The sequence below is a fragment of the Venatorbacter sp. C2-1 genome, assembly GCF_022832715.1.
In the GTDB taxonomy this organism is placed as follows: domain Bacteria; phylum Pseudomonadota; class Gammaproteobacteria; order Pseudomonadales; family Oceanobacteraceae; genus Venatoribacter; species Venatoribacter alkanivorans.
The window spans coordinates 2,272,271-2,284,355 of record NZ_CP094879.1 but is presented as its reverse complement, the minus strand read 5'-3'; the positions used below and the strand labels follow the sequence as shown (position 1 = coordinate 2,284,355).

The following is a 12,085-nucleotide window of genomic DNA, read 5'->3' as shown; positions in this document are numbered from 1 at the left end:
CCGCTTGACGGTCTGGGGAGCGCTTGGTATAAATCGTCGCTCTAATATTTTCCTGTAGCGATCGCCCAGTCGCATAACAAGAATTCACTATTGCGCACAGAGTAAGGGGATAAGTGTGAACAAATCTGAATTAATCGATGCAATCGCAGCTTCTGCGGACATTCCAAAAGCAGCAGCTGGCCGTGCTTTAGACGCCATGATCGAAAGCATTGGCGGTGCACTGAAAGAAGGCGATCAGGTCGCTCTCGTTGGTTTTGGTACTTTTATGGTTAAAGAGCGTGCTGCTCGCACTGGCCGTAACCCACAGACCGGCGCTCCGATCGAAATCAAGGCAGCTAAAGTTCCTGGCTTCAAACCAGGCAAAGCACTGAAAGACGCTGTCAACTAAGTTAGTTGGATTAAGGACCGGTAGTTCAGTCGGTTAGAATACCGGCCTGTCACGCCGGGGGTCGCGGGTTCGAGTCCCGTCCGGTCCGCCAAAATTAAAAGCGCATCCCTGATGCGCTTTTTTTGTATTGGTGGCTCGAATAATCATTGGAGGAAGCATGCTACAGACAATGCGCGATAATGCTCAGGGTATGATCGCTAAAGTAATTGTATTTTTTATTATCTTTGTCTTTGCGCTGTGGGGCGTTGAAAGCATTGTCAGCCTGGGCGGTGGAACACCGGCCACAGCGACAGTTGGCGATCAGGAAATCACGGAAGCAGATATCGTACGGACCGTTGAACAACAGAAAGCTAACCTGCGTCGTCAGTTTGGTGAGCAGTATGATGAAAATCTGTTTAACGAAAAATTTCTGCGTCAATCAGCGCTTGAGCAGCTGATTGAGCAAAAAGTTGCTTTGGTTCAGGCCGATAAACTGGGGTTGCGTGCAGCTTCCAGTGCTATTGATGAAACCATCGTAAGCATTCCTGCTTTCCAGCAGGATGGTCGTTTTGATAAAGAACAGTTCCAGAACGTACTGCGCATGAATGGCCTGTCGCCACTCACGTTCCGCGCCAGCTTGGCGGACGATATTAAAACCAATCAGGCGCGTGCGGCTTTTGTTTTAAGCAGTGTGGAAACCCCGTTTGCTGTTCAGGTGAGCGAAGCACTGAATAACGAATTGCGCACCTTCAGTTTCTACGAAGTCAACGCCAAAGATCTGGAAGCCAGTATCGAATTATCGGATGAAGATATTCAGTTGGCGTACGAAGCAAATAAAGACCGTTACAAAACTGAAGAGCAGGTGCGTATTCAGTATGTACAGCTTAAACGTGCTGACATCGCAGCTAAGCAGGATGTGACAGAGGATGAGTTGCAGGCCGCTTACATCGATTATCAGTCCCGTGAACTGGCGAAAGAGCAACGCAGTTCCAGCCATATCCTGATCGAAGTAAATGATGATCGCAGCGATGCTGAAGCTCTGGCTCTGGCTGACGACATTAAATCACGTCTGGATAAAGGCGAAGATTTTGCTGCACTGGCAAAAGAATACTCTGATGATATCGGTACCAAAAATGCCGGTGGTAATCTGGGCCTGAGCACCAAAGGAAGCTTTGTTCCGGAATTTGAAGATACTCTGTATGCGTTGCAGAAAAACCAGATTTCTTCACCGGTTAAAAGTGAATTTGGCTACCACATCATTCGCCTCGACAGCATCGTAACGCCAAGTGTTAAATCACTGGCTGATGTTAAAGCTGAACTGAGCCGTGAGGTTCGTGAAGGTAAAGCGGAAGCGGTTTATGCCGAGCAGATGCAGGAGCTGTCGAATATTTCATTTTCTGCTGAATCCATTGACGATGTTGCCAAAGCATTGAATCTGGAATTACAGAGCACGGAATTTTTCAGCCGTGAAAATGGTAACGGCATTGCTCTGAACGAAGGTGTACGCCAGGTTGCTTTTGAAGAAAATGTGATGCTGGATAAGCAAATCAGCGAAGTCGTTGAGCTGCAGGATGGTGCTGTTGTTCTGGCGGTGAGTGAGCATAAAGACGCATCGGTAAAACCTCTGGCTGAAGTTAAGCCTCAGGTTGTGATGAGCCTGAAGCGTGAACGTGCGCTTGCTCAGGCTCGTGTGTTGGCTGATGCGATCGTCAGTGGTGATGAGCAGGCAAAAGCCTGGAAGAAAGTTTCAGCGACCTTCCAGCAGTCCAGTGAGGCTCCTCGTCTGGCGCAGCAGAAAGCGTTTGCACTCACCGTTGGTCAATCGGATGTTGTTAAAACTCCGGGCGGCTTTACCGTAGTAACGCTGGATGCGGTTGATGCAAAAAACTGGCAGGACATGGCCGTTAGTGACGAAGCGAAAGAAGCAGGGCGTGCCCAGAACAGCCGCGCTGATATGCTGAGCTATCAGGCATGGGCTAAGTCAGCCACTAAGATTGAGCGTTCCGGCTCATAATATTGGCAGATAGTGTCAGGCAATAAAAAAGGGGCTCAGGCCCCTTTTTTATTGCTTTTTTTGCGGCTCAGGATTCTTCCATCTCATCCACGTTCATGGCGCAGGTGTTAAAGCCGCCATCAACATAGATATTCTGCGCGGCAATACCAGATGCCAGATCAGAGCACAGGAAGGCTGCGGTATTACCCACTTCGTCGATGGTGATGTTCCGGCCTAAAGGTGCACGGTCTGCGTTCTTTTTCAGCATGCGGCGGAAGCTTTTAATACCAGCCGCTGCGAGGGTTTTAATCGGACCTGCTGAAATGGAGTTAACACGGATACCTTCTTTGCCCAGAGAACCTGCAAGGTAGCGCACCGATGCTTCCAGAGACGCTTTTGCCAGCCCCATAACGTTATAGTTTGGCAGGGTTTGCTGGGAGCCATGGTAGGTCAGGGTCAGCATGGCGCCGTTACGTCCCTGCATTAACGGACGTGCGCCTTTTGCCAGGGCGACAAAACTGTATGAGCTGATATCGTGAGCAATACGGAAACCTTCGCGGGTAGTCACGCTCAGATAATCGCCATCCAGTTCGTGAGCCGGTGCAAAGCCTACGGAGTGAATCAGAATGTCGAGATGACCCCATTTCTTTTCCAGTTCGGTGAAAACGGCGGCGATTTCTTCATCAGAGGCTACGTCGCATGGCAGGCAGATATCAGAATCCCAGCCGGCGGCCATTTTCTCTACCCGTTCTTTTAATTTTTCGCCCTGATAGGTAAAAGCGAGTTCTGCACCTTCGCGATGGAACGCATCAGCAATGCCATAAGCAATAGAATGCTTGCTGGCCACGCCAACAATCAGAGCTTTTTTACCGGTTAACATACCCATGTTGAGATCCTTTTATTCCGGACTGAAACAGTCGGTTTTGGTTGTCAGAGCTGATTATTGTTCAGTCTGTATTGAATATTAATATGTGGCTTACTGTCATCGTTTTTACCACGCTCAGGTTTCGCCAGTATGTCAGCACGTTGCTTGCGGTCTATCCAGAAAAGTCCGCCGGTAACGGCATCAAAAGGATTGAACAAATCAGTGCTGATTCGTGTTCCCTGATTTTCGGGCAGCTTTAACCATTGCCAGCTTGCTGAGCGGCAGTAGGGGTAGCCGTAGCCCGTATGAAATATTGATTCATCCTGCAGGTACTTAAAAAGCTGTTCTGCTGTAGCCGTATTGCCTGTCCCGGATATAAAACGCTGTACCGCATCCATGCTGATAAAAATCTGCCCGTTTCCGGACTGGAATAGCGACAGGAAATTCTCGCCATTCAGCGGGGATGAAAAGCGGAGCCAGGTAAGATCGTAATTGGCCTGCTGCAGGGCACTGCGTAATTTCGCAGGTGAAACTTTTTCCAAAAGAATATTCATCCCCTTTATCTTTGCCTGTTGCTGCAGCAGGCGCAAAAACATCAGATCCTGCTGGTCGCTATAGATTAGGGTCAGCTCGTCTGGCAATACCGATATTTCTGCATTCGGCTGTTGATCAGATGTCTCAGAACGGCGGATAAAATCAGCGCTGAGTGATTCAGCTTCGTTCAGTTCTGAGATGGCTGTTTGCGGACTCAGTGCCGAGAGAACGGCAGCTCGCTGGGACTTGCTGCTCAGGCTCGGGTGATTGGCATTTAATAGCAGGCCAGTGAAGGGGAGCGGAGCCTGATGGTAGAACTGAATCCGGTTAATGCGCTTGCTGTTGCTGAGCTGGCTAATCTGCTCAGATTGCCAGTTTTCGGTAGTGTTAAGCGGAATGACATCCAGTTCACCGCGTTCCAGCAGATCGACAACAGAATAGTCCTTGTCCGGTATACGCAGGTTAACCCGGCGGACATTGAAGCGATGCTTAAAATACCGCTTGTCACGTCCCCACCAGTCACTGGTTTCGCGCAAGACAATCTGCGCGTTAGGGTTCAATTGCGCGAGATAATAAGGTCCAGTTGTTGGCTCGGGGTACCAGTCAAAACTTTTTGGCCAGCCGCGTGGATTACGGTAAACATGGGCGGCAAAAGGGCGCAGTGAAGCCAGTTCGCGAATGCTGTTCATAGTGGCCGGCTTTTGCAGAACCAGGGCAAATCTCTGCTGGTCAAACACTTCCAGCCCGCTGATCAGTTGTTGCAGACGTTCTGCCTGCCAGGCAGCCGCTGTCGCCGGGTCAGTGAGAAATTCGAGAGTAAAACGTACGTCCTCGGTGGTGACTGCGACACCATCAGACCAGCGCGCATCGGCGTCCAGTTCAAAATACAGTCGCATGGCCTGCTCATTGACCAGCCAGCGGCTGGCCAGCATAGGAATCCAGCGGGAGTCCTGTGGGTGGCGGGCGATAAGCGGCAGTTGCAGGTTTTCCAGCGTAGCGCTGAAGCTGTGTGGTGTTTGCGGGCCGATGCGGCGGATATTTGGAGGGAAGTGCAGTAAGGGCTGACGTGAGATGCCGCCACGTTGTGCGCTTGCATCTCCCCAGGGAGCGCTGTCGTCATTGCTTTGCCAGGCAACGCCGGCCAGCTCACTGCTGGGGTTGTCAGTTACAGCAATGCTGGCACGGGCAATCTGGCTGAGTAGTATAAGGCTGATCAGGAGAGCCAGCGGCAGGATTGATCGGTTGTTGAGTGGTATGAGCGTCATATGGCCCATCCTATGGGCAGTGCCTGCACTTTGGCAATCCGTAGTTATTCCACATATTGTGTCCACAGCGTTAATAATGACGCCCGCTCAGCGCATAACGTCCACATAGAGCGTTAATGTCTGGCCCGGTTGCAGATATTTCTCTTTTACCTGTGATGAATTCCAGCGCTTCACATCAGAGACCCGGACGTTGAATTTTTGTGAGATACGGGCCAGAGAATCACCGGGGCGGACGCGGTAATTCACTTTGCGGATAACTTCGCGCTTGCCCGGCATGTTTTTCTTGCTCCAGATGACCAGCGTTTGTCCGGCGCGCAGTGGATCGCCGGGTGCCATGCCATTCCAGCGTGCCAGCTCGCTGACTTTAACATCGTGTGAACGGGCTATTTCCCAGAAGCTGTCGCCTGAGCGGACGCGGTATTCAACCCGTTCGCTGTTACCCGGGCGGCGCAGTGTTTTCAGGCGGTCAAGGCGCTGGGATACGCTGTGCGAATAAGCGTCCTGGCTTTTGAAGGCGCTGGGAATCAACAGCTGTTCACCCGCGCGGATAATATTGCCGCGAATGCCATTAGCCTGCTTCAACGCTTCCGGGGTGGTATGAAACTGCTTGGCAATGGTTATCAGGCTGTCACCGTTACGGACTGCATAGCGTTGCCACTTCAGGCGGGCGCTTGGTGGCAGTGCGGCCAGTTGCTCGGTGAAGACTTCGTACTGAGCCACAGGGATCAGTACCTCGTGCGGCCCCGTCGGGCGTGTGGCCCAGCGATTAAATCCGGGGTTGAGTTTGTAGATTTCATCGAGTGGAGTCTGGGCCAGTTCTGCCACCTGTGACAGATCAATCTGACCACCGGTTTCTGCCACGGCAAAGTAGGGTTCATCCGGCACGGGCACCAGTGTGACCTGATATTCTTCTGCCGATTTAATCAGTTTTGCCAGAGCGATGAGTTTGGGTACGTAATCACGGGTTTCTTTGGGCAGATCGAGCGACCAGAAATCGGTTGCACGACCACGGGCACGGTTTTTACGCATGGCCTTCCGCACGGTACCGGCTCCGGAGTTATACGCCGCCAGTGCCAGCAGCCAGTCACCGTTAAACTCACGCTGCAGGGCATCAAGATACATCAGTGCGGCCTCAGTAGCGGCACGGATGTCGCGCCGGCCATCATGCCACCAGTCCTGCTGCAGGCCGAAATCGCGACCGGTCGACGGAATAAACTGCCACACACCGGATGCACGACCGTGGGAGTAGGCAAAAGGATCAAAGGCGCTTTCCACAATCGGCAGCAGGGCCAGTTCACCGGGAACATTGCGCGCTTCAATCTGCTCAGCAATAAAATGCAGATAGCGCACCCCACGTTCCGCTACGCGATCCATATACGCCTGGTGTGACTTATACCAGTTCAGCTGCGCTTCAATCCGCGGGTTGTCGATATTGGTGTCCAGCTGATAAGAGGCAATGATACGTTGCCAGATATCTTCATAGGTTGTATGGGATATATCCTGCGGTTGCCAGTCTTCAAGGACGGTCAGAACCATATCGGAACGTTTTTGTTCCGGCTCGCTGTCTGTTCTGGTGGTCAACTGGCTGCAACCAGCCATAAAAAGGACAGACAGTAATAGAGTGAATTGCTGCATGTGATTACAATGTCGCTACGTGGCCGGCCAGTCTAGTTTCCAGGGCGTCGGGTAGCAAGTAAACGAGGTCATATGAATACCGTCGGCAGCCGGATCAAACCGGAAATTTACCAACGCTGGCTACTGCGCCCGGCGACTCAGCGGCTGTTGGCTCTCGAAGCCGGCTGGTTGCGCGATTGGGTTAGTCAACTGCATGGTTGTCATCTTCTTTACAGTGGCATTGATGCCGAACCCCGTTTTCTGCAGCGCAGCCGTCTGCAGCACAGTTTCCGCATGGGGCTGCCGTGGGCCCGTGGAGTAGTTGATCCTCAGGGGGAAATGGCTGATGGCGCCTGGCCCTTTGCTGATGAAAGCCTGGATGTGGTGGTGTTGCAGCATTCGCTCGATATGAGCCACCGCCCGCACCAGATGATCCGGGAAGCGGCGCGAACGGTCATGCCCAACGGTTATCTGATTGTGGTTGGCTTTAACCCATACAGTTGGTGGGGAGGTATGCGTTGGCTGAGAACCTTCTCAACTGAGCTGCCGTGGCTGACTAACCCGGTCAGCGAATCCCGTCTGCGCGACTGGTTGCTGCTGCTGGATTTCCGGGTCGAGCAGGTATCTCCGGTTGCTCATGCCTGGCCTCTTAATATTATTTCTGAATCGGTCAGCCGGCGGATTGATCGGGTACTGGCTGGAACACGCTGGCTGCCAGCGAACGCCTATGTACTTGTCGCCCGCAAGACCGTAGCCGGACTGACACCCATCCGCCCACGCCGCTGGCAGTTGGCTGAAGCAGGCTTCGGTTTGGCGACTCCGGTTGCATCGAGCGTGGCCGGTACTCAACATTGTGGAAGATAACATGACTGCAAAAGTCGAACTGTTTACCGATGGTGCCTGCAAAGGCAATCCTGGCCCGGGTGGCTGGGGGGCCTTGCTGCGTTACGGTGACATGGAGAAAGAACTGTTTGGTGGCGAGGCCAATACCACCAATAACCGCATGGAACTGATGGCTGCTATCGAAGGCTTAAAGGCACTGAAACGTCCGTGTCAGGTCATTCTGACCACGGATTCGCAGTATGTGATGAAGGGCATTAACGAGTGGTTGGCCGGCTGGAAAAAGAAGGGCTGGCGTAATGCCGCCAAGCAACCGATTAAGAATCAGGACTTATGGCAGCAGCTGGATGCCGAATGTCAGCGTCATCAGATTGAGTGGCGCTGGGTGCGTGGTCATACCGGCCATGCAGAGAATGAACGGGCCGACCAGTTGGCCAATCAAGGCGTTGCCGGAGTAAAAGCATGAGACAGGTCGTACTGGATACTGAAACCACCGGTATTGGTGAGGGGCACCGTATCGTTGAAATCGGTTGCGTTGAGATTTTCGAGCGTAAGCTGACCGGGCGGCATTATCACGTCTATATCAATCCGCAACGTGATATCGACCCGGAAGCTGCCGCGGTACACGGTATTACCAACGAATGGCTGATTGAACAGGGGGCCCCGGTTTTCGCTCAGGTTGCGCAAGAATTCCGCGAGTTTATTGCCGGTTCGCAGCTGGTGATCCATAACGCGGCGTTCGACGTGGGCATGATGGATGCTGAGTTCCGCCGCCTGAACTTATCCATGACCCGCGACTTCTGCGGTGTGCTCGATACGCTGAAAATGGCCCGGGATCTGCACCCCGGGGCAAGAAACAGCCTGGATGCTTTGTGTAAGCGTTATGGCATCGATAACAGTCATCGCGATTTGCACGGCGCTTTGCTGGATGCTGAGATTCTGGCGGATGTTTACCTGACCATGACCGGTGGTCAGACCGCGCTGGCATTGGCGGTTGAAGAAGAAAAAGAAGAGGAAGAGGTGGTGATCGATATCGGTGATATCGACCTGGATGCAGTTAATCAGCGCATCATCCGGGCCAGTGCTGAAGAGACTGCCGCGCATGAGAAGATGCTCGATCTGATCGATAAAAAAAGCGGCGGCGCCATCTGGCGCCGCTGATATATGCTTTGTGCTTTCCGGCTCTGAAATCTCAGAGCCAGTGGGTTACCGCGATATAGCCAACACCGGTCATCACAACGGTGTAGGGCAGAGCCATAACCACCATGCGACCATAAGACAGGCGGATCAGCGGAGCCAGGGCCGAGGTCAGCAGGAACAGGAATGCGGCCTGACCGTTAGGCGTGGCGACACTTGGCAGGTTGGTACCGGTGTTAATTGCGGTGGCCAGCAGGTCGAAGTGCTCACGGGTGATATCACCGGCCGTCAGGGCAGCTTTTACTTCCGAGATGTAGACGGTTGCCACGAAAACATTATCACTGATCATCGACAGTACGCCGTTGGCCAGGAAAAACACACCCGGCTGAGCAGCGGTCGATACGTTGTCAGTATTCAGAATCCAGGTGATGATCGGCGTGAACAGATGCTGGGCATGGATAACGCCGACGATTGAGAAAAACACCACCAGCAGTGCGGTGAAAGGCAGGGCTTCTTCAAAGGCCTTGCCCAGCTGATGCTCTTCGATAATACCGTTAAATGCAGTCAGTAATACGATCACCAGCAAACCAATCAGACCAACTTCCGCCAGATGCATGGCCAGACCAATCACCAGGAATATAGCGACCAGTCCCTGTACCCAGAGCTGAGCTACACGCTTCTGAGTCATATGCTGCTTCTGTTCTTCATTGAAGTTTTCCAGAATGCTGCGTACATCGTCTGGTAATTTGGCGCCGTAACCGAACCAGCTCATTTTCTCCAGTAACAGACAGGTCAGCAGGCCAGCTACCAATACAGGCATTGTGACCGGTGCCATCATGGTGAAGAATTCACCGAACTCCCAGCCGGCAACCTTGGCAATCAGCAGATTCTGCGGTTCGCCTACCAGCGTGCAGACACCGCCGAGTGCGGTACCGACAGCGCCGTGCATCATCAGGCTGCGCAGAAACGCGCGGAAGCTTTCCAGGTCGACACGATGCTGTTCTTTCAGCTCATCATCGTTGCCATGGTCGTGGTCGTTGTTGAAGTTCTTGCCGCTCGCAACTTTGTGATAAACGCTGTAAAAACCCACCGATACACTGATCAGAACAGCCGTTACGGTTAAAGCATCAAGGAACGCCGATAAAACCGCGGCAACGGCACAAAACAGAAAGGACAGTGCCATTTTAGAGCGCACACCAAGCAGAATCTTGGTGAATACAAACAGCAGCAGGTCCTTCATAAAGTAAATGCCCGCCACCATAAACATCAGCAGCAGAATGACCGGGAAGTTAGCCAGAGTCTCCTCATACACGATCTCAGGGCTTGCCATTCCGAGCAGGATAGACTCAATGGCCAGCAGGCCGCCGGGCTGCAACGGGTAACATTTCAGTGCCATCGCCAGGGTGAAAATGAATTCTACGATCAGAATCCAGCCCGTGATGTAAGAACCCAGGGTGTAGAGAAAGACGATGTTCAGGGCCAGAAAGGCCAGGATCGTTTTTTTGTACCAGAGCGGGGCGTTGCCAAGAAAATTACTGACAAAAGCAGCTGACAGGGAGGACTGCATGGTGGGATTCCTTTTGATCAGGCCGAAGGGCTAAGCGCGTGGGCAATTTAATGGGTTTTCAATTATTTGCAACTCATCCTTGAAGGGAATCGTACATATTGAGCCGTTGAAACCAAAGCTGACCCCGTTTGTCTGAATTGCCAAGTGGGTTTTTGTGCACTCAGTATAGTTGAAGGGCAAGGCTTTGCGGAAAACGCTTCGCGCTTTGCTCTTATAGTCGTTAGAATCACACAGATCATAACAATGAATGACGCTAGTAATGGCTGATATATCGACAGGAAGTGAAATCACACAATTTGCCGCCTCCCTGAATCTGGTGAAGGCTGAAATTGCCAATGCACTGGATCAGGCCGCTGCGCAGCTTGATGTGTACTCGGAACATGGAAACGCCGATAACCTGCGTGCCTTTCTTGAAGAGGTGCAGCAGGTTCGGGGTACCTTCAAAATGCTGGACTTCCGGGCAGGCGAGCGTCTGTGCGAAGAACTGGCAGAAACCGGACGGGTAGTGCGTAACCAGAGTGTAGCCGAATCTACACTGGCTGCTTTTACTCAGGCCATTGTTTTTCTGAAGCGATATGTGGACTTTGTGGTCAGCGGCGACCCGGTGGCACCGAGTCTGTTGCTGCCGACGATTAATCTTGTCCGCAAAGAGCGCCACGAAAAGCCGCTGCCGGAAGCCTATTTCTTTCTGGTTAACCTGCGGCCCAAACTGGCCGTTCCGGCGGCAGAAGCCGGGGCTGCCAGTTTTCCCTATCGCCGCGCGCGTCAGCTATATCAGCTGGGGCTGATTGGTCTGATGCGGGGTAATGGGCGTCGCGGGCCGTTGCAGGTAATGCTGCGGGCAGTGCGTCGTTTTGAGCGTGCCAGCCGTGGTGGAGCTGCCTGGTTGTTCTGGCATGTTGTCAGCGGTGCGCTTGATGCTTTATCGCAGGATTCATTTGAGATGACACCGCAGCGCCTGTTGCTGCTGGGCACCCTTGATCGTCAGGTGCGTAAAATTCAGGATACTGAAGGTAAGGCGTTTAACGAGAAACTGCCTGACTGGCTGCTGAAAGAATTTTTGTATCTGGTTGCTTTAGCTGAACCGGAAACGGATCTGCTGAGCCAGCTGCAGCAGGAATTCCATATTGACCGCAGCATCAAAGAAAAGCAGCTGGCTGTATCGCGGGCTAAATTATCCGGCCCTGATCAGTCAGCGCTGGAGTCATTGTCGGATGCTTTGCAGGAAGAACTGCAATCGGTAAAAGATCTGGCCGATCTGTTTGAACGTACGGACGTTAGTGAAGCTAACTTTGACGAGTTAGTTTCATCGCTGGCGCGTATTGGTGACACCCTGCAGATAGCCAACCTGGCTGAAGCGGCGGAGCGTACAGGTCATCTGTGTCAGCGTTTGCGTGCCGCGGGTCCGAAAGGTGTGCTGGCTGATATGGCCTTTATTGCCGATGAAATCATTCATATCGAACAGGCAATGCGGGCTCTGACGCATAAAGGGCTGGAAAAGGACTCTCTGGTTGACCCGGTCAGCCTCAGTGAGGCCAAGATTGCCGTATTGTCGGAATCTATGACCGCTCTGACCATGATCAAGCGTGCTATCGGTGCTTATCTGGATTCCAGTGGTGACAAGTTACACGTACGTAATGTTGGGAAGAGCCTGATTGATGTGGCCGGCGCCATGATGTTTCTGGAAAAAGAGCCGGTATACAACATGCTGCTTGATCTGGATACCTTTGTAACCAAACAGGTTCTGGAAGAAGATCTGCCGCCGTCAGAAGCCAAAATGGAGGCTTTTGCTGACGCAATTACCGCCATTGAATACTTCCTTGACTCCCTTAATGGGCAGTCTGCCGGAGCGGAAGAAGCGTTGCAGCTGGCCAGAGAAAGTATTGCGCATCTGAGGAAATAA

The 12,085-nt window shown here is 52.5% G+C and carries 10 protein-coding genes and 1 tRNA gene; 7 read left to right on the top strand and 4 right to left on the bottom strand.

All coding sequences use genetic code 11. The features are described 5' to 3' along the window. The first annotated feature begins 115 nt into the window (after positions 1-115). The 3 genes from MT343_RS10110 to MT343_RS10100 all read left to right on the top strand — a co-directional run bounded on the left by MT343_RS10110 (position 116) and on the right by MT343_RS10100 (position 2,381). Positions 116-388: an HU family DNA-binding protein gene (locus tag MT343_RS10110; RefSeq protein ID WP_145468521.1), complete on the top strand. Its 273-nt coding sequence runs from the start codon at positions 116-118 to the stop codon at positions 386-388. A gap of 14 nt (positions 389-402) precedes the next feature. After that, positions 403-479, top strand: a tRNA-Asp gene (locus tag MT343_RS10105). Between the two features lie 66 nt (positions 480-545). Then, a complete protein-coding gene (locus MT343_RS10100; protein WP_145468523.1) occupies positions 546-2,381 on the top strand; it encodes a SurA N-terminal domain-containing protein in 1,836 nt (611 codons plus the stop codon). Positions 2,382-2,448: 67 nt separating this feature from the next. Here the strand turns inward: MT343_RS10100 and MT343_RS10095 are convergent, their stop codons facing one another. From MT343_RS10095 to MT343_RS10085, 3 genes are all read right to left on the bottom strand, one after another. Then, the gene (locus MT343_RS10095; RefSeq protein WP_145468525.1) at positions 2,449-3,246 is read right to left on the bottom strand and encodes an enoyl-ACP reductase FabI; all 798 of its coding nucleotides are present in this window, start codon (positions 3,244-3,246) and stop codon (positions 2,449-2,451) included. A gap of 44 nt (positions 3,247-3,290) precedes the next feature. Further along, the gene (locus MT343_RS10090) at positions 3,291-5,024 is read right to left on the bottom strand and encodes an ABC transporter substrate-binding protein (RefSeq protein ID WP_186435863.1); all 1,734 of its coding nucleotides are present in this window, start codon (positions 5,022-5,024) and stop codon (positions 3,291-3,293) included. An 87-nt stretch (positions 5,025-5,111) separates the two neighbouring features. Then, positions 5,112-6,605 carry a lytic transglycosylase gene (locus tag MT343_RS10085; RefSeq protein WP_243989379.1) on the bottom strand — a complete coding sequence of 498 codons (1,494 nt, stop codon included), beginning with the start codon at positions 6,603-6,605 and terminating at the stop codon, positions 5,112-5,114. A 126-nt stretch (positions 6,606-6,731) separates the two neighbouring features. Between MT343_RS10085 and MT343_RS10080 the strand changes: the two genes are divergently transcribed. From MT343_RS10080 to dnaQ, 3 genes are read left to right on the top strand one after another with little or no spacing between them, the layout of a single operon-like run. After that, the gene (locus MT343_RS10080) at positions 6,732-7,502 is read left to right on the top strand and encodes a class I SAM-dependent methyltransferase (protein WP_145468531.1); all 771 of its coding nucleotides are present in this window, start codon (positions 6,732-6,734) and stop codon (positions 7,500-7,502) included. Position 7,503: 1 nt separating this feature from the next. After that, a complete protein-coding gene (gene rnhA / locus MT343_RS10075; RefSeq protein WP_145468533.1) occupies positions 7,504-7,944 on the top strand; it encodes a ribonuclease HI in 441 nt (146 codons plus the stop codon). Further along, positions 7,941-8,639: a DNA polymerase III subunit epsilon gene (dnaQ, locus tag MT343_RS10070; RefSeq protein ID WP_145468534.1), complete on the top strand. Its 699-nt coding sequence runs from the start codon at positions 7,941-7,943 to the stop codon at positions 8,637-8,639. The genes rnhA and dnaQ overlap by 4 nt, the downstream gene beginning before the upstream one ends. A gap of 31 nt (positions 8,640-8,670) precedes the next feature. Here dnaQ and nhaB read toward each other — a convergent pair whose 3' ends face one another. After that, positions 8,671-10,182, bottom strand: a complete 1,512-nt coding sequence (gene nhaB / locus MT343_RS10065) for a sodium/proton antiporter NhaB (protein ID WP_145468536.1) — start codon at positions 10,180-10,182, stop codon at positions 8,671-8,673. A gap of 259 nt (positions 10,183-10,441) precedes the next feature. Between nhaB and MT343_RS10060 the strand changes: the two genes are divergently transcribed. After that, complete coding sequence (locus MT343_RS10060) at positions 10,442-12,085, top strand: hypothetical protein (protein WP_145468538.1); 1,644 nt, start codon at positions 10,442-10,444, stop codon at positions 12,083-12,085.

Coding starts and splice junctions, on each gene's coding strand:
- MT343_RS10100 (WP_145468523.1), top strand. CDS start 546: ATGCTACAGACAATGCGCGATAATGCTCAGGGTATGATCGCTAAAGTA.
- rnhA (WP_145468533.1), top strand. CDS start 7,504: ATGACTGCAAAAGTCGAACTGTTTACCGATGGTGCCTGCAAAGGCAAT.
- dnaQ (WP_145468534.1), top strand. CDS start 7,941: ATGAGACAGGTCGTACTGGATACTGAAACCACCGGTATTGGTGAGGGG.
- MT343_RS10060 (WP_145468538.1), top strand. CDS start 10,442: ATGGCTGATATATCGACAGGAAGTGAAATCACACAATTTGCCGCCTCC.
- MT343_RS10090 (WP_186435863.1), bottom strand. CDS start 5,024: ATGACGCTCATACCACTCAACAACCGATCAATCCTGCCGCTGGCTCTC.
- MT343_RS10080 (WP_145468531.1), top strand. CDS start 6,732: ATGAATACCGTCGGCAGCCGGATCAAACCGGAAATTTACCAACGCTGG.
- MT343_RS10095 (WP_145468525.1), bottom strand. CDS start 3,246: ATGGGTATGTTAACCGGTAAAAAAGCTCTGATTGTTGGCGTGGCCAGC.
- nhaB (WP_145468536.1), bottom strand. CDS start 10,182: ATGCAGTCCTCCCTGTCAGCTGCTTTTGTCAGTAATTTTCTTGGCAAC.